This window comes from Deltaproteobacteria bacterium (assembly GCA_022340465.1).
In the GTDB taxonomy this organism is placed as follows: Bacteria; Desulfobacterota; Desulfobacteria; order Desulfobacterales; family B30-G6; genus JAJDNW01.
In genome coordinates this window covers 117,585-134,382 of record JAJDNW010000061.1, presented here as the reverse complement: position 1 = coordinate 134,382, position 16,798 = coordinate 117,585, and the positions used below count along the sequence as shown (strand labels likewise).

Here is a 16,798-nt window from a genome sequence, read left to right as displayed (position 1 = left end):
GTTCTGATTTCGCCGTCCGCCTTCAATGCCAGGTGAACAATTCTCCGGTCGTATGCGTTCAACTGTCCGACGGTGGCCGGTTTATTGGTTCGCTTTACCTTTTCACTTAACTTTAAGGCCAATGCTTCCAGTTTCTGGCGCTTGTTTTCGAGGTATCCCTCTACATCGACTTCGATGCGGACCCTTTTGCCGCCCTGTTTGTTGACAATCTTTTCAACCAGGTATTGCATGGCTTCCAGGGTCTGGCCCCGTTTTCCAATTAAAATCGCCGTATTGCCGCCGGTCACGTTGTAAAATATCCGCTCCCCATTGCTATCCACATCGATTACGGCGTCGCTCGTTATTTGGTCGATCATCGTCCGCAGAGCATCCTTGCCGATTTGGACGAGTTCCTCCGTCACATTCTCTTGTTCCTGATCATCAAAGGTTTCTGCGACCCGTTCGCGGACGCCCGCATCATCGACACGTTTCTTTTCCTCCGGGCGTTTCTTTTTACCGGCTTTCTCCTTCTCGGGAACCGTCACTCGAATTTTCGCCTTTTTGGCGCCAACCAAACCGAAAATACCGCTGGATCCATGGGATATGATATCGTGTTTGAGCTTTTTTTCCGGTATGTTAAGACTTTCACAGGCTCTCTGTACGGCCATTTCGACCGTCTTGCCTTCAAATTCGACTATCGGCGACATCAATTCCTCCCTGATTAGGCGTATTTTTTCTGAATATAATATTGTTGCGCAATAGACAGCACATTGTTGACAAGCCAGTAAAGCACCAGGCCAGAAGAGAAGTTTATGAAAATAAACGTAAAAACAATCGGCATAAACATCATCATCTTGGCTTGGGCGGGGTCACCAGGCGAGGGGGTCATCTTTTGCTGCAGAAACATGGTCGCCCCCATCACGAGCGTCAGTACGGGTATGCCGTATGGCGGCTGCATAAAGGGAACCGTAAAGTCGAATCGAAACAGCCGGTCGGGCGCAGACAAATCGTTGATCCACAAGAGAAAGGGTGAGTGCCTCAACTCTATGGCCTGGTACAGCATGCGGTACAGTGCAAAAAAAACAGGTATTTGCAAAACCATTGGCAGGCACCCGCCCATGGGGTTGATCTTATACGTGCGGTAGAGCGCCATGAGTTCCTGGTTCATCTGTTTCTTGTCGTTTTTGTACTTTTCACGCAAATCAGCCATAAGTGGTTGAATTTTCTTCATTTCATTCATTGACTTATAGCTCTTGTTACCCAGCGGCCACAGAATGATTTTGGTAACAATGGTCAATATAATGATGGCTACGCCATAGTTTGGAATCACGCTGTAGATAAAATTCATAAACCAGAGAAGCGGTTTGGCAATAAAGGTGAATATGCCGAACTGGACGGCCTTGCCCAGATCAAAACCGAGGCTGTTCAACAACTTCATGTTTTGGGGGCCAAAAAACACCTTGTAGTCGTAATGGGCCGTTTCCCCGGCTTGAAACATTCGCTCGGGCACTTGAAACCGGCTGACGACGATTCCGTCCCCCTCCTGGGACAACTGGACGGTTCCCTCCTGGGATCCCATCGGGATCAGACTCCGCATGAAATAGCGGTCTTCGATGGCAAGCCATCCGACGGTGCCGTCAAACCTGTTCTTGTCTTCAATCTTCTTGGGTTTAATTTCTTCCAGTTTTCCGTCAAGCAGCAAACTAGGTCCTTCAAAGGCGTAACCCGTTCTTTTATTAGCAAATTTATGCTGAAGTTCAACGACGGCACTGTCACTGAAGGCGCTTCCGGAACCGTTTTTAATCACGAGCGACAGATCGATCAAATAGGATTCCGGATGAAAGGAAAATCGTTTCTCGATCACGACTCCGTTTTCCGACTGCCAGCTGAAGGTCAAGGATCGACTTTCGTTCGTCACCTCGATGGCGTCGATTTTTTCATCAAGATTGAAAACGGCCGTTTCAAACCCGCTGATACCGTTCCCGGCAAAGGACATCTTCAAGTCCTTGGTGTCGCTTTGCGGGTCGATCAAGTTTTTGAGCACGGAGTTTTTTTCTGCCGTTTCCTTGTATTTTTCGAGTTCGAAACTTTTAAAAACGGCACCCGCCTCGGATATGCGAACGCGGTACAGTGGGGTTGTGACCGTTATGGTACGAGCATCCATCGCAGGCTTCGAACTGGGGCTTTCGCTCGCTACGAACGTGTTTGGGGTTTTCGGTGGCTCCGCTGCGGGTGTCGCCGCTTTCGCGGTGGGTTCTTCTGCTTTTGATTCGACGATCTCATCGGACTGTTTTTTTTCGGGGACGGGTTTTTCAACAAAAAAGAAGTTCCATACGAAAAACACGACAACCGAAAGCGCTATCGCGATCAATAAACGGCCTTGTTCCATCTTTTGCTCCTGGAGGTTTTGCTGTATTTAGAGACAACCCTTGGCTTCGTGCAGAATGTTGCGCGGGGAAAGAAATGCGGGGGCTTGGTCGGTTGCAAGAACAGCCGTCTCAGCCTGGTAGCGGCCCCCCTGGTTGTGTCAACGGGGAACGGGATCGACCCCACCGGGATTGAAGGGATGACACCGTAAAATTCTTTTGGCGGCAAGCAAAAGGCCCTTTGCTACCCCGTGGCGTTCGATGGCCTCATGCGCGTATTCGGAACAGCTCGGATAAAACCGGCATGCCGGCATCAGCATTGGAGATATGAAATATTGATAGCCTTTTATCAGCTTAAGAAACGTTTTTTTGACAATCACAATATCTCTCAATCTTCCTAAACAGACTTTCCAGCGATGAAAATGTTTCCGCCGATGTAAGCCCGGCTGCCTCTTCTTTCGCGATGATGTTCATATCTAGAATGGCGCCCAGTTTTTCCCGGTTCGACCGGAAATATTCGCGAAGCAGCCGTTTGATCCGATTCCTGGTGACCGCGTTCCCGACCCGTTTGGTTACCGTTACGCCCAGTCGTGACTGTTGTGCAACTCCGGCTATATACAAAACGATGAAAAACGAGTTCTGCACCCGTCGCCCGGTTTTGGAGATGTGGATGAACTCAGGGCGTTTCCTGATCCGGTCCGCGCCGGTATACATTCGCTTTTTCAACAGGCTCACGCACTGTACCAACAGGCCCTTCTTTTTCCTGTAGACACTCTATTAGAAGCCGTTCAGCTTTCCTTTCCGCCAATGCGGTTTGGGCATATTCTGGGCAGGCGGATTTATACCGTCAACCGTTTCCTTCCCCTCTGCCTTCTCCTGTTAATAATTTTCCTGCCCTGCTTCGTAGACATTCTTTTCAAAAACCCATGCCGCCGGGCACGTTTAATTTTGCTTGGCTGATATGTTCTTTTCATCTTGTACGGTCCTTATGGTATTTAATATCGATTAACAATTCAAAAGTATAATCAATCTATACAATCATAACAATTATTGACTGTCAACAACACTTTTTCAGCTATGCGTTCATCATCTCCATGATATCGAACTGCTCCATGTAGAACGTTGGGTTGGGATACACAATCACCCGCTTTTCAATCTTCCGCTCCAGGGCGAGGATCAGGTGGTTCTCCTCTCCGTAAAGCAGCTCGGCAATTTCGGGATTGACCCTCAGGGTCAAGCGATTGCCCAGCACGTCTCTGGAATCGCGGATTACATCACGATAAAGATTATAACAAATTGATTTTTTAGATATTAAGTATCCCTCACCCTCACAATAAACACAGGGCTCACAAAGCAGACGCGTCAGTGGTTTGCGTATGCGTTTGCGCGTCATCTGTATCAATCCCATCTCCGACATGGGCAGCACATTGGTTTTGCTGCGATCTTTTTTGAAGGCCTCCTGAAGCGCATTGAATACCTTCTCTTGATTGGACTTTTTTTCCATGTCGATAAAATCGATGATGATGATGCCGCCGATGTCCCGCAGCCGTATCTGGTAGGCAATTTCTTTGACGGCCTCGAGATTTGTTTTGGTTATGGTTTCCTCCAAGTTGTGTTTGCCCACATACCGGCCGGTATTGACGTCGATGGCCACCAGGGCCTCCGTGTGTTCAATGACAATGTATCCGCCTGATTTCAACCACACTTTTCGTTTCAGAGCCCTGGATATGTCCCCTTCCAGATTATAGGAGTCAAAAATGGGTTCCCGGCCTTCATACAGTTCGACAGAGTCTTTTAAACTGGGCATGAACGTGTCCAAAAAAGAAAGAATCGTTTCGTAACCGCTGCGTGAATCGATGATCAGTTTTTCAGCATCCTGTATGAGAAGGTCGCGCACAGCCCGCAGGCTGACCGATAATTCTTTATGGAGCAGGGATGGCGCGGACATGCTGTTGTTTTTGTTTTTGATTCCCTCCCAAAGTTTTTTCAGAAAACCCATTTCATAAGCGATCTTTTCCTGCTTCACCCCTTCGGCAGCCGTCCTCACGATGTAGCCCAGTTGCTCGATTCTCAATGAGGCCACAATCTCTTTCAGGCGATCCCTTTCAGCTGGATCTTCAATGCGGCGGGATATACCGATGTGATTGGATGTCGGCATCAGCACCAGAAAACGCCCCGGAAGGGAAACGTGCGAGGTAATGCGGGCGCCCTTGGTACCGATGGGGGATTTGGCGACCTGTACCAGCATTTCCTGGCCTTCGGTAATGAGCCCCTCAATATTTTGCCTTGGTAAAAAGAGATCCTTGGTCGTTTCGAAGTCGCTTTCATCGATATCTTCCGCTTCCATGCGGCTTTTTTCGTTGAAATACCGCTCGACGTCTTCAATGCGCGCCCCGATCACGTCGTCGACGTATATAAAAGCCGCCTGATTCAACCCGATGTCGACAAAAGCCGCCTGCATGCCGGGAAGCACCCGCTGCACCCTTCCCTTGTAAATGTTGCCGGCGCTGTCGGTCCCGTCTTTTCTTTCGATGAAAAGTTCTACAATCGTCCCGTCTTCCAAAAGCGCCACGCGCGTTTCATGGTCGGTTACATTGATAACAATTTGTTTATACATCTTTATTCAGCCCTTTGATGATGGTGGCCGTTTTAAGTTCATCCCCTGACAAGTCAAAAATTTCACGGAGAATCTCCTGCGGCCGCAGCGCCCGCCCGCTCTCCTTCAGAAGGTTGAGATACATGGACTGCGGGTTTTTCAATTCCATATGCACCACCACTTTTTTCAAGTCGATATCACGGCGCCTGCCTTTGCGGTTCGTGCGCACGTACCCATACTCCGGAAGCTTTAAAAAACGGTTCAGGCGTTCCGGGTCAAACCGCCCCTCTTTCAAACCGATAAAATATGCCTCCTCGACGGTGCTAGATCGCTTCCGCCTTCCTTTCACCGGAAGGCATCTCTTGATTTCAATTCCCTCCGGGAGCTCCCGGTTCAGGCGCGATAAAAGATCGCCAGCGTCGATCTGCGCGGTCACCGTTATATAAAACCGCTCTTCAACACTTTCCATTCCGACCGGCAGCGGATCGTCGAAAGAAATTTTTGGCATGGGGTGAAACCCCTGGGAATATTTCAGGGAAACCCCGGCACGCCGCAGAGCCCTTACAATGATATTGACAAGTTCCAGGTGCCCGAAATACTTTGCCTGGCCGGTTTTGGCATAGGTAACGGCAAACGCCTTGTAGAATCCAGGATCTTTGCCAACGGGTTGGGACGATGGCGAAGATGACATGTTGCACACCCTGAACAGCTCGGGTTTGATCGTCGTAAAGTCGCATACGCCGCACTCGTTGCACGGATGCCATCTGCAATCGTCGGTTTTCCGTTCATCGAGCGCGGACTGCCACTCTTTTGCCAGAAAGGTTTTCGACACCTTCATACCGATGTGATCCCAGGGCAACGGCTCGTCCACATCTCTTTTTCGCGTGGTGAAAAAGGGCACGTCTACACCTGCCTCGGCAAACGCTTCCTGCCATACCCTGAAGTCGAAGCGATCGCTCCACCCGTCAAAGCGGCACCCTTTGGCGTAGGCGGTTACAAGCAGCCTCGAAAGCCGCCGGTCACCACGTGCCCACACCCCCTCCAGAAAGCTTACCTCCGGACTTTGCCATTTGAAATGAACGCCGGGCTTCTTCAGTTGTGTCCTCAACCATTTGATTTTGCTGATAGATTCCTCCAGGGAAATCTGAGAAAACCACTGAAACGGTGTGTGCGGCTTGGGAATGAAGGTGGTAACACTGACATTGATCTTACCCCGGTGCCCATGGGCGCCCCTGATTTTTCTCAATGCATCCACCAGATCGACCATCTCCTGCAGGTCCTCCCAGGTCTCAGTCGGCAGGCCGATCATGAAATACAGTTTGATCACCTGCCACCCCAGGCCGAACGCATTCCTCACCGTCTCGAATATCTCCTCGCGGCTTATGTTTTTGTTGATCACATTCCTGAGCCGCTGGCTGCCGGCTTCCGGTGCAATGGTGAAACCGGTTTTGCGCACCTTTTTAATCTGTCTCATCAGCTCCGGCGTCAGGGTGCCGGCCCTCAATGAGGGAAGGGAAACCGCCGTGTGGGTAGATTCAAAATTCCCCATCAACGCGGTCATAAGAGAACCGATACAGCTGTAGTCCCCGGTACTCAGGGAGAGCAGGGAAAGGTCTTCGTACCCTGTCTTTTCCAATGAGGCGCGGGAAACCGCCATGAGGGTGTCTTCCGATCTTTCCCTCACGGGCCTGTAGATCATACCGGCCTGGCAAAATCGGCACCCCCGGGTGCATCCCCTTGAAACCTCGAGCCGCAGCCTGTCATGCACGGGCTTTCCAAAAGGGAGGATCGGCGCCAACGGAAAGGCGGCTTTGTCCAGATCTGCCAGCACCGCCCGCTCGACAATTCCAGGACGGTTTCCACCCGTGCCAGGGTCACCGACCGGCAACTGAAACCCGCCCCGATCGTAGGTTACGGGAAACCTGGCGGGTATGTACACACCGGTTATCGTCGACCATGCCTTCAAGACGGATGCTTTGTCGTCATCACCGTTCCGCCTGAGGTTAAACCAGGTTTCCGCCATTTCGAGAACCACCTCTTCGCCATCGCCGACGACAAAGGCGTCGAAAAAGTCAGCCAACGGCTCGGGATTGCAGGTACAGGGACCTCCGCCGATCACCAGGGGAAACGAATCGTCCCGCTCCTTAGATAGAAAAGGAATGCCGGAAAGATCCAACATCGTCAGGATGTTGGTGTAGTTGAGTTCGTATAAAAGACTGAAACCCAATATATTGAAATCTTTCAATGGGGTGCGGGATTCGAGGCTCATAAGGGGAACCGCGTTTTTGCGCAGCAGCGTTTCCATATCTTCGGCCGGAGCGAAGACCCGTTCCGCGGCGATACGCGGGTGTTTGTTAAGGATCTGGTACAGGATCTGAATGCCGAAATGAGAGGTGCCGATCTCGTAAAGGTCGGGAAAAGCCAGGGCAAATTTCATTCCGATCCCGGACGGGTCTTTTTTTACAGCGTTAATTTCCGTTCCCAGATATCGACTCGGCCGTTCCACCAAGGCTAAGAAATCTTGAATGCTTGTGGGTGTCATGTTATATCTAATCCAAAAGCGTTTGCCACGATGTTATCAAAAAAGGATTTTGAACCAAAGTTTTGATTATGACAAAACCCTTCGAGCGATTCAACCCAATTATAGCGGCTATCCTGATTACCCTTCTTTTACCCGTTCCTGCTTTTGCAGCATACAACCGCAGGGATGCGGTCGTAGAGGCGGTCCGAAAGGTAAGCACCGCCGTCGTCAATGTCAGCTCCGAGTATGAAATTCATTCACGGCGCAGCCCCTTTTCCGGTTTTGGAATGGACCCGTTTTTCGATTCGTTTTTCAGGGATTTTTTTGACCCCAGGTTCAGGCAAAACGAGAAAAGGACCAGTCTGGGGTCCGGGGTCATTATCGACGGGGCAAGAGGGTTTATTCTCACCAATGCGCACGTTATCGCAAAAGCGGAAGCAATTACCGTAACCCTTCAGGACGAGCGCACCTTTACCGCTCAGTTGGTGGGCGCCGACCCGGACTCCGATCTAGCGGTATTGCGCATCGAATCCGGGCAGGAACTTCCATCCATCGAGATGGGGCGGTCAGACGACCTCATGATCGGTGAGACGGTTATTGCCATTGGAAACCCCTTCGGATTTTCCCACACGGTGACTACCGGCGTCATCAGCGCCCTCAACCGCAGCATCAGGACCGACGATACCATTTATCGCGACTTCATCCAAACCGACGCCTCCATCAATCCGGGCAACAGCGGGGGACCGTTGCTCAATATAAACGGGGATCTCATCGGCATCAATACCGCCATATACGCCAAGGCTCAGGGCATCGGCTTCGCCATTCCCATCAACAAAGCCCGGCGAATCATCGCCGACCTGATTCAATATGGTGAGGTCGTGCTCTCATGGACAGGTCTGCTTGTGCAAAACCTCGACGAGGATCTCAGCCTGTACATGAAGGTGCCCGGGGAGAAAGGATTGCTCGTCAAAACCGTGGAAACGGGCAGCCCGGCCGCACGCCACGGCATAAAACCGGGGGACATCCTGCTGTCCATAGAAAAAAGACCTGTCGCTTCGATCGTTGACTACCACCAGGTGCTGAGGGATTACCCGGTGGGGTCGACCATACACATCACCGTTTTGCGCAGGGGAAAAAAGATGACCGTCGCACTCGAAACGGAAGTTTTTCCCGAAGACCGCGCCCTGGACCTGGCCAACAGCCTGCTGGGTATCAAGGTGGAGCCTCTTTCGTCCAAAAACCGCGATTCCTTCAGAATAACGGCGAAGAAAGGGGTAATGGTAGCGAACGTCATGCCCGGGGCTTATCTTGCCAAAATAGGGGTCGAACCGGGCGACGTCATCCGGCAAATGGACGATATCGTCATCGAAACCCTCGACGATTTCAAAAAGGCCATGGTCAAAAGCCGGCAGAAGAAAACGGTGGTCCTGCTTATCCAGCGTGGAGGGCAGGGATATTATATCAGCGTCAAACTCTAACTTCTTCGGCATTAAACTTAGCTTACGCAATTACTAATTTTAATGCCGAAGAAGTTAGCGTTTTTAATATGATAATAAAATAGAGCCGAGTTTTTCACGGTTGCAGCGGTATTATTCATAGGCGATGCCATCGATCGAACGCTAATGAGGGGGCCATGGCAAAACGAAGCAAAATCCATACGGTATTAAATTTATCGGAACCCAGGGACGACGTACTGATCAAGGGATGGGTGCGGACGCGCAGGGACACCAAGACCTTCTCTTTTATCGAGGTCAACGACGGGTCCTGCCTTAAAAACATACAGGTGATCGCCGACGATACGCTGCCCAACTACGCTGACGTAAAAAAAATCACCACCGGATCCGCTGTTGCCATTGAAGGAACATTGGTCGCTTCCAAGGGAAAAGGGCAGCGCTGGGAACTTGTCGCCCAAAAGCTCGACATCGTGCACCTGGCCCCGGAAGACTTTCCCCTGCAGAAAAAAAGACACAGCGACGAATTTTTAAGAACCATCGCCCACTTGCGTCCTCGAACGAACAAATATGGGGCCATATTCCGTATTCGCTCCGAGCTATCCTATGCCATTCACCATTTTTTTAAAACCAAGGGCTTCCGTTATATTCACACGCCCATCATCACGGCTTCCGACTGCGAAGGGGCTGGTGAGCTGTTCCGCGTTACCACCCTGCCCCTCGAGAGCCTGCCGCTGAAGGAAGGCAAACCGGATTACCTGCGCGACTTTTTCGGTAAAGAGGCCGGCCTAACCGTTTCCGGACAGCTCTCCGCTGAAATGTTCGCCCTCTCCCTGGGTGACGTGTACACCTTCGGCCCCACCTTCCGCGCCGAAAACTCCAACACCAGCCGCCATGTAGCCGAATTCTGGATGGTGGAACCGGAAATGGCCTTTTGCGACCTGAACGGGTGTATGGACCTGGGTGAGGAAATGATCCGGCACCTTTGCCGTTATGCCCTAGATAACTGCAGGGAAGACATCGAACTGTTCGGCCGCTTCGTGGATAAGACGCTTTTGGAAACCCTCCAAACGATCGTCTCCAAGCCCTTTGTCAGGTTACCGTACATGGAAGCTGTCGACATCCTGAAAAAATCAAAAAAGAACTTTGAATTCGACGTCGATGTCGGCAGGGACCTGCAGTCTGAACACGAACGCTATCTGACCGAAGAGCACTTCAAAAAACCGGTCATCGTCTACGATTACCCCAAAGAGATCAAAGCGTTCTACATGCGCCTCAACGACGACGATCAAACCGTGGGCGCCATGGATGTCCTGGTGCCCAAGATCGGTGAAATCATCGGCGGCTCTCAGCGGGAGGAACGCCTGCAGGTATTGGAGCGCAGAATCGATGAAACGGGCCTTTCCAGGGAAAGCTACTGGTGGTACCTGGACTCACGCCGCTTCGGCAGCGTGCCCCACAGCGGCTTCGGCCTGGGGTTCGAGCGCCTGCTCATGCTGCTCACCGGCGTGTCTAACATACGGGACGTCATCCCTTTTCCCCGTACCCCCAACAGCATCGAATTTTAACAACAAATGCGCCGCATTTTTTATGTGCGCAGACAACGCAACTTGGCGAGGTCCTCGGCATACCCGTAAAGATGCAGGCCCTTGCTTTCAACGATCATCTCGCCGTCCTCGACCCCGATCTCGGCAGCCATGTAACTTTTTAAATTCTGAATGCCTGCCAGGTTTGCCGGCAGGCCGCCCCAGAGGTCCCACGACCTGAAGTAAACGATAAAATTAAGTTTTCCATCCTGAATGCGGGTGTCGATGGAACGCAGACAGGGGGGGTCCAGGAGGGTCATGTCCGATGGATGTGCCACCTGGAGAACCATTTGATTGTTGCGATAACCGAAATGCTTGTACGTATCGATGATCCACTCGATCTGATTGAGGTAAAGCGCCCCCTCCTCTTCGAAAACGATCCTGCCATCCGTGTCCCGCCGGTCGATAATCTCCCGGTTGTTTTCATCCCACCACATCTTTTTGTTTCCGGTTATCGGGGCGCGGGTCAACCGCTCGCCGTATGTGTAGGACTCACCCGGCTCCTTGTGGCCGGTCATCAGATATTCGATATAGGAGCGTTCGTAGCCATCACCGCCGTAGATATAGGCATCTTCCACAGGATTGGGGATGCCGCAGGAAGGCGGAATGTCGGGTATCAGGGGGATGGTGTAGGGATGGATAACGTGTCCGCAAAAATAGTCATACTCCAACCGCGTCTGTCCGGCGTATGACCCGCGGTCGATGGTGAAGCGTCTGCCGTTGTCCAGAATATCGTGAACCGCCTGAAACCAAAGGTCCGGTAAATCCCTCGCTTTTACCATATGAATCTTCAAAAGAAATCTCCTTGTTTCATGAAAGAATGCGCAGCATTTCTCGTTTTTACAATTCTTTTACAAAACTTTCCTCAAAATCCGTTTAAAGCACTTTTCATCTTAATCCCATTTGTACTATTCATAATCAACTAAAAAAATACAATCGCATGTCACGATTCAGGAGATTGGTTCGACAATGAATTCTGCCCTGCAAATCATCGATTACGGCGCATGGAACGGCGGTACCCTCACGGATAACGCCATGTACGAAAACAAGGGAATGTTTTTCAAAGGCAATATTCCCGTCAACAACAAAACCATTCAAGAACGCGTCGGCGTCAGGACCCGCGTCGTCGCCCCTCAGGATACGCGGATTGGAACGCTTTCGCTGAAAGACCTGATGGATAAAGCGGAATTCGATCCCGCCCGCGTCAAGATCGTCATCGGAGCCACCAATGTCGGTGACGACAAACACGACGCCGGACCGCTGATCAGATATCCCTTCGACGTAATCAGGGAGCAATGCCCAACAGCGGTTCCCTTCGACCTGTATGCCGGTTGCCCGGGATACAACGTCAGTGTGGAACTGCTCCTCATGCTCTCCCTCTCCGGTTTTCTCAAAAAGGGAGACATATCCATTGTCGTCGGGGCTGAAAACATTCACCGTTGCCAGGCGTTTACACCTCTGGATACCTCCAACATCATTTTTGGTGATGACTCCCTGGCAACGGCCCTCGAAACAACCGCACAAGTGGATCCTCCGGACAACACCATTGAAACCAGGGTTTTCCAGGGAGTGCTCAGGCCGGATTTTATCGATCACCTGGCTGAAATCATACACGATTTAAATCAAGGCGAAAAAATAGACGGAATCATCTTAGACAACAAGTTGGGTTCACTGCCCCACAGGGTTCCGGCCACGGCCGCCAGACTTCAGCACAGCCTGGTCGAGCGCACTTTTCCGAAAAAGATAAAACAGGCCAGGGGTTTTAAAGGCCTGCTCGACTTGTACGACGGCGATGTTGATTCTTTTGCTTATGACATCAATACGTTAGCAGACGACCCCCAGATGGTCGAAACCCTGGCTCAAGCCTACATCCTTGCGGGAAAACATCGCACCATCGTGTCCATCTACCTGCGCGCGGATTTGACTTTCCGCCTGACGATCCACAGTGGCGGACCCTTTCCTTTCCTGAAACCGGAAAAAGGGATTGTGGATGCCCGCACCAGAACCCACGGATGCTTTGCGGAGTATATACAGGCCCTCGAACTCGAAAACGATGTTTTTGGAGACATGAACGGCAAAGGCGTCTTTCTTTACGCGACAAGAGGTGCCACGCACCACATCCACACCCTGCTTTCGAACAACAACCTGTCCATGAAAAAACTCGACCTGCTGATCGAACACCAGGCCAATTTTGCCATGCTGCCCCTAACCCTTGAAAAGGTGCTGGAAAACGGACAACCCGACTTGAAAAAGGATGTCACGGATTATTTGGCCAACAAGATGATCACCAACGTTCACGAAAGGGGCAACTGCTCCGTTGTATGCATGCAACGGTTGCCATACGACCTGGCGAGAGGCGCACTCAAACCCGATACCATCAATGGATTTCCTGTCAACCGCAATGTGAAGACGCTTCAATCCGCCAGGATCATCCTGAATGACTCTGTCGGTGCCGGAATGACGCGAAGTTCTTTTCTGCAGATTCTCTAATAGCCGAAAGCCGTCAAACCACCATCTTTGGACCAGGCTGCGCCCACCACAAACGGGGCCATATGGGATGCCAGAAAGCAGATGCAGGCCGTCACCTCGTCCGCTTTGCCCACCCGGCCGGCCGATAGGATACGGCAAATCCCGGTGAGATTTGCCGTTACCATAAAAGCCGAATCATCTATTCTATATGTCCAGCGAACTGACCTCCAGCGCGTTGTTCTGAATAAATTCTCTACGGGGTTCGACGTCATCTCCCATGAGAACGGTAAAAATTTCATCGGTATCCACCGCATCGATGATGCGAACTTGCAGCATGTTGCGCTTTTCCGGATTCATGGTGGTTTCCCACAACTGTTCGGGATTCATTTCACCCAGCCCTTTGTAGCGCTGCACACTGATGCCCTTTTTTCCCTCTTCTAACAAATGGTTTAATAAATCCAATTTATTATCGAAAACCAGGTTTTCCTTGTCCCTGTCTTTATCCGTTTCCGTTTTTTCGACCGTGAACGGCGAGATGTCGTTCTTTGCTATTTTTTTAGCGACAACCACCGCTTTCTGAAAATCGCGGGAGTAAATGAGTCCCCTCCCGATGGTAATCGGCTTGACGTCACTGATAAACGGGTTTTTTATCAGAATCTCTTTCTTCAACGAATCCGAGGGGATAATCCGCATTTCATGGACGTCGTGGTCTTCATTCCATTGCAGGCTTTCCACAACATATCCACTGGCTTCAACTTGTTTTTTAAGAAAATCCATTTTATCCCTGTTTTGGATAAACTTGCTGTTTTCCACACCGCAATTTATCAGCAGTTCTGCAAGTTCAGGGTATACGCCTCTAACTTCCATACCAGATAACGATGCGTAATATTCAGATAAATTTCCTATAAAAACGAACAGATTATGATTTGTCAGTTTTTTACCGTCATTGCCCGGATAAACAACCTTCTTATCACAGACCCTTTTCAGAATGAAGTCGTTGTATTCCCGTTCGTCCTTTAAATAAATTTCATTTTTTCCCTTGCCCACCTTAAACAGCGGGGGCTGGGCGATATATAGATAACCTTTTTCTATTATTTCGGGAAGTTGTCTGTAAAAAAACGTCAAAAGGAGCGTACGTATATGCGATCCGTCCACATCGGCATCGGTCATAATGATGATTTTGTGATAACGCAATTTTTCAATATCATACTCTTCGCGCCCAACACCGGTTCCCAATGCCGTGATCATGTTTTTTATCTCTTCACTGCGCAGAATCTTGTCAAAACGGGCTTTTTCAACATTTAATATTTTACCCTTAAGGGGTAGAATCGCCTGAAATTTCCTGTCCCTGCCCTGTTTTGCCGAACCGCCCGCGGAATCCCCCTCGACCAGGAAAAGTTCCCGTTGCGAGGGGTCCGTTATCTGGCATTCGGCCAACTTTCCGGGCAGGGTCGAATCCACCAGGGATCCCTTGCTTCTGGCAAGATCTCTAGCTCTCTTGGCAGCATCTCTGGCTCGCGCGGCTTCAACCGCCTTGGCGATAATTTTTTTGGCAACAGACGGATTTTCCTCTAAAAACATACCCAGTTTGTCATTCACGAGCGATTCGACAAGCCCCTTGACCTCGCTGTTGCCTAATTTTGTTTTGGTCTGGCCCTCAAATTGAGGACTCATTATTCGCACGCTGATGATGGCGGCCAGTCCCTCCCGAACATCGTCGCCGCTGATTTTCGCGGTCAGGTTCTTGGGCAAATTTCCATTGACCGCATAGTTGTTCAGGGTGCGCGTCAAGGCGGCTTTGAAGCCGATGAGGTGAAACCCTCCTTCTACGGTGTTGATATTATTGGCAAAGGAAAACATCTTTTCTTTGAAGGTGTCGTTGTACTGAATGGCAACTTCTATTTGCACGTCGTTGCGTTCGCCCTCGATGAAAATAGGTTTGTGCAGCGGTGTGTGGCGTTTGTTTACATATTCTACAAACGAGGTTATGCCTCCTTTGTAAAAAAATTGATCCTCATTGTCGTTGCGTTCATCCCTTAGAAAAATTTTGATGCCTTTATTTAAAAAGGCGAGTTCCCGCAGTCTGCGGCTGAGAATATCGTAGTTGAACTCTACCATGTTGAAAATATCCGCGTCCGGAATAAAATGAATCTTGGTTCCACGCTTCTTCGTGCTGCCGACAACATTCAATTCACAGGTTTTTAAGCCGCGTTCATAGGTTTGATAGTAAACCTTGTTCTTGACGTAGACCTCCACTTCAAGAAAAGCCGACAAGGCATTCACGACGGACACCCCTACACCATGAAGGCCTCCTGATACCTTATAGGAATCATTGTCAAATTTTCCACCTGCGTGAAGTTTGGTCAATACCACCTCGACGGCAGGCACATTTTCCGTCTTGTGAATTCCCACCGGTATACCCCGGCCGTCATCCTCGACGCTGATGCTGTTGTCTGAATGAACCGTCACCTGTATGTTTTTGCAATACCCGGCCATGGCTTCATCAATACTGTTGTCCACGACTTCGTAAACAAGGTGATGAAGCCCTGCCACATCCACGTTGCCTATATACATGGAAGGCCGCAGCCTTACCGGTTCAAGGCCTTCCAGTACGTCTATGCTGCTCTCATCGTATACTTTTTTCATCAGATTCTCATCGGCATGATAACGCTCAGATAACTGTCGTCATCTACCCCTTTTATGATGCATGGTTTGTCTTCGGTATGAATGTTCAGTATTATTTTTTCGCTTTCGATAGCATTTAGTATTTCAATGATATATTTGGGATTGAAGGCGGCACTGATCCTTTCCCTGGAAAATTCAATTTCCATATCTTCTTTTGACTCGCCTATTTCCGGATTGGTCGCACTGACCAGCAGCCGATCTTGATTGAAATTGAAAATAGCCCCTTTGTAATTTTCCGACGATAGAATGGACATCCTCTTCAACAGCATGGTAATCTGATGCCGATCGACAATGATGTTATAAGCATCATCCTTTTTGACAATGTCGGTGTATTCCGGAAATTCACCCTCCAGCAGTCTTATGATGATCGTTTCGTTTTCCTTTTTTACAATGAAATAATTGTTCATGATACCGAGGGAAACGACACCCTCTGAAGACAAGAACTTCGCGACTTCATTCAACCCCTTTTTGGGAATGATGATCTTGCCCGTTTCCGGAAGATCGATCTCCTGGTCGAAGGTATAGTCGCACTTCGAAAGCCTGCTTCCGTCGGTTGAAACGATTCTTACTTTCTTTTTATCTCCATCTTCTATCTTTTCAAAAAGCGCGCCGTTGATATGGGCCCTTTTATCATCGCCGGCGCCACTGATAACGATACTTTTTTCGATCATTTTTTTGAAAGGTGCCGACGACAATTCAAAAAAAGTGACATCCTCTATACTCGGATTGTCCGGAAAATCATCCGGATCCATACCGACGATGTGGTATTGAATCGTATCGTTGCCAATCTCTATCCATCGATTATCAACTTCATTCACCGCGATATCTTGCTTAGGAAACTCCCTGACGATTTCAAAAAATTTTCTGGCGCTGATGGCGACGGCGCCGGGTTTTTCAATCTTGGCCGGATAATACCCTTCCATCCCGGTTTCAAGATCGGTAGCCATCAAATTTATGCCCGTGTCCGTTGCTTTAATCAGAATATTTTCCGTTATCGCCAGGTTGCTTTTCCGGCTGGTCAACCCCTGTACCTTGGAGAGAACATCCAGTATCTGGTCTTTTTGTATTGTAAATTTCATATCTATTCCTTATTTAAAGTATAAAAGTAATTATATATATATGCTGTCAATAACTACAAAAAGCAC

Annotated in this window: 14 protein-coding genes; 3 read left to right on the top strand and 11 right to left on the bottom strand. The window is 49.7% G+C overall.

Going from position 1 to position 16,798, the window contains the following annotated elements; genetic code table 11:
* The 7 genes from LJE94_10060 to LJE94_10030 all read right to left on the bottom strand — a co-directional run.
* Nucleotides 1-686: Jag N-terminal domain-containing protein (locus LJE94_10060; protein ID MCG6910452.1), on the bottom strand; the 686-nt coding region annotated here is incomplete at its 3' end.
* 14 nt (nucleotides 687-700) lie between these two features.
* Nucleotides 701-2,368 (bottom strand): membrane protein insertase YidC, encoded by a 1,668-nt coding sequence (gene yidC, locus LJE94_10055; GenBank protein MCG6910451.1) that lies wholly within the window; start codon nucleotides 2,366-2,368, stop codon nucleotides 701-703.
* 138 nt (nucleotides 2,369-2,506) lie between these two features.
* Nucleotides 2,507-2,722: a membrane protein insertion efficiency factor YidD gene (gene yidD, locus LJE94_10050; GenBank protein ID MCG6910450.1), complete on the bottom strand. Its 216-nt coding sequence runs from the start codon at nucleotides 2,720-2,722 to the stop codon at nucleotides 2,507-2,509.
* Nucleotides 2,700-3,059, bottom strand: a complete 360-nt coding sequence (gene rnpA / locus LJE94_10045) for a ribonuclease P protein component (protein ID MCG6910449.1) — start codon at nucleotides 3,057-3,059, stop codon at nucleotides 2,700-2,702. The genes yidD and rnpA overlap by 23 nt, the downstream gene beginning before the upstream one ends.
* 125 nt (nucleotides 3,060-3,184) lie before the next feature.
* Nucleotides 3,185-3,319 (bottom strand): 50S ribosomal protein L34, encoded by a 135-nt coding sequence (gene rpmH, locus LJE94_10040; protein MCG6910448.1) that lies wholly within the window; start codon nucleotides 3,317-3,319, stop codon nucleotides 3,185-3,187.
* A gap of 101 nt (nucleotides 3,320-3,420) precedes the next feature.
* A complete protein-coding gene (locus LJE94_10035; GenBank protein MCG6910447.1) occupies nucleotides 3,421-4,962 on the bottom strand; it encodes an Rne/Rng family ribonuclease in 1,542 nt (513 codons plus the stop codon).
* A complete protein-coding gene (locus LJE94_10030) occupies nucleotides 4,955-7,483 on the bottom strand; it encodes a TIGR03960 family B12-binding radical SAM protein (GenBank protein ID MCG6910446.1) in 2,529 nt (842 codons plus the stop codon). The genes LJE94_10035 and LJE94_10030 overlap by 8 nt, the downstream gene beginning before the upstream one ends.
* A gap of 68 nt (nucleotides 7,484-7,551) precedes the next feature.
* Here LJE94_10030 and LJE94_10025 point away from each other — a divergent pair, with 68 nt between their 5' ends.
* Together LJE94_10025 and asnS are read left to right on the top strand one after the other, a co-directional pair.
* Nucleotides 7,552-8,940, top strand: coding sequence for a Do family serine endopeptidase (locus LJE94_10025; protein ID MCG6910445.1), 1,389 nt, complete (start codon nucleotides 7,552-7,554; stop codon nucleotides 8,938-8,940).
* Between the two features lie 155 nt (nucleotides 8,941-9,095).
* Nucleotides 9,096-10,481: an asparagine--tRNA ligase gene (asnS, locus tag LJE94_10020; GenBank protein ID MCG6910444.1), complete on the top strand. Its 1,386-nt coding sequence runs from the start codon at nucleotides 9,096-9,098 to the stop codon at nucleotides 10,479-10,481.
* A 20-nt stretch (nucleotides 10,482-10,501) separates the two neighbouring features.
* On the opposite strand, the gene LJE94_10015 is transcribed toward asnS, so the two are convergent.
* A complete protein-coding gene (locus tag LJE94_10015; GenBank protein ID MCG6910443.1) occupies nucleotides 10,502-11,293 on the bottom strand; it encodes a thymidylate synthase in 792 nt (263 codons plus the stop codon).
* Between the two features lie 175 nt (nucleotides 11,294-11,468).
* On the opposite strand from LJE94_10015, the gene LJE94_10010 reads away from it, so the two are divergent.
* Nucleotides 11,469-12,989 carry a hypothetical protein gene (locus tag LJE94_10010; GenBank protein MCG6910442.1) on the top strand — a complete coding sequence of 507 codons (1,521 nt, stop codon included), beginning with the start codon at nucleotides 11,469-11,471 and terminating at the stop codon, nucleotides 12,987-12,989.
* On the opposite strand, the gene LJE94_10005 is transcribed toward LJE94_10010, so the two are convergent.
* From LJE94_10005 to dnaN, 3 genes are read right to left on the bottom strand one after another with little or no spacing between them, the layout of a single operon-like run.
* Nucleotides 12,986-13,153, bottom strand: a complete 168-nt coding sequence (locus LJE94_10005; GenBank protein ID MCG6910441.1) for an SDR family oxidoreductase — start codon at nucleotides 13,151-13,153, stop codon at nucleotides 12,986-12,988. The genes LJE94_10010 and LJE94_10005 overlap by 4 nt on opposite strands.
* Before the next feature lie 19 nt (nucleotides 13,154-13,172).
* A complete protein-coding gene (gene gyrB / locus LJE94_10000; GenBank protein MCG6910440.1) occupies nucleotides 13,173-15,614 on the bottom strand; it encodes a DNA topoisomerase (ATP-hydrolyzing) subunit B in 2,442 nt (813 codons plus the stop codon).
* Nucleotides 15,614-16,732: a DNA polymerase III subunit beta gene (dnaN, locus tag LJE94_09995; protein MCG6910439.1), complete on the bottom strand. Its 1,119-nt coding sequence runs from the start codon at nucleotides 16,730-16,732 to the stop codon at nucleotides 15,614-15,616. Before dnaN ends, gyrB begins: the two co-directional genes overlap by 1 nt.
* Nucleotides 16,733-16,798: the final 66 nt, after the last annotated feature.

Bases quoted from the DNA above. Each gene is read 5' to 3' on its own strand.
- yidC (MCG6910451.1), bottom strand. From the start codon at position 2,368: ATGGAACAAGGCCGTTTATTGATCGCGATAGCGCTTTCGGTTGTCGTG.
- rnpA (MCG6910449.1), bottom strand. From the start codon at position 3,059: ATGTATACCGGCGCGGACCGGATCAGGAAACGCCCTGAGTTCATCCAC.
- rpmH (MCG6910448.1), bottom strand. From the start codon at position 3,319: ATGAAAAGAACATATCAGCCAAGCAAAATTAAACGTGCCCGGCGGCAT.
- LJE94_10035 (MCG6910447.1), bottom strand. From the start codon at position 4,962: ATGTATAAACAAATTGTTATCAATGTAACCGACCATGAAACGCGCGTG.
- LJE94_10030 (MCG6910446.1), bottom strand. From the start codon at position 7,483: ATGACACCCACAAGCATTCAAGATTTCTTAGCCTTGGTGGAACGGCCG.
- LJE94_10025 (MCG6910445.1), top strand. From the start codon at position 7,552: ATGACAAAACCCTTCGAGCGATTCAACCCAATTATAGCGGCTATCCTG.
- asnS (MCG6910444.1), top strand. From the start codon at position 9,096: ATGGCAAAACGAAGCAAAATCCATACGGTATTAAATTTATCGGAACCC.
- LJE94_10010 (MCG6910442.1), top strand. From the start codon at position 11,469: ATGAATTCTGCCCTGCAAATCATCGATTACGGCGCATGGAACGGCGGT.
- LJE94_10005 (MCG6910441.1), bottom strand. From the start codon at position 13,153: ATGGTAACGGCAAATCTCACCGGGATTTGCCGTATCCTATCGGCCGGC.
- gyrB (MCG6910440.1), bottom strand. From the start codon at position 15,614: ATGAAAAAAGTATACGATGAGAGCAGCATAGACGTACTGGAAGGCCTT.
- dnaN (MCG6910439.1), bottom strand. From the start codon at position 16,732: ATGAAATTTACAATACAAAAAGACCAGATACTGGATGTTCTCTCCAAG.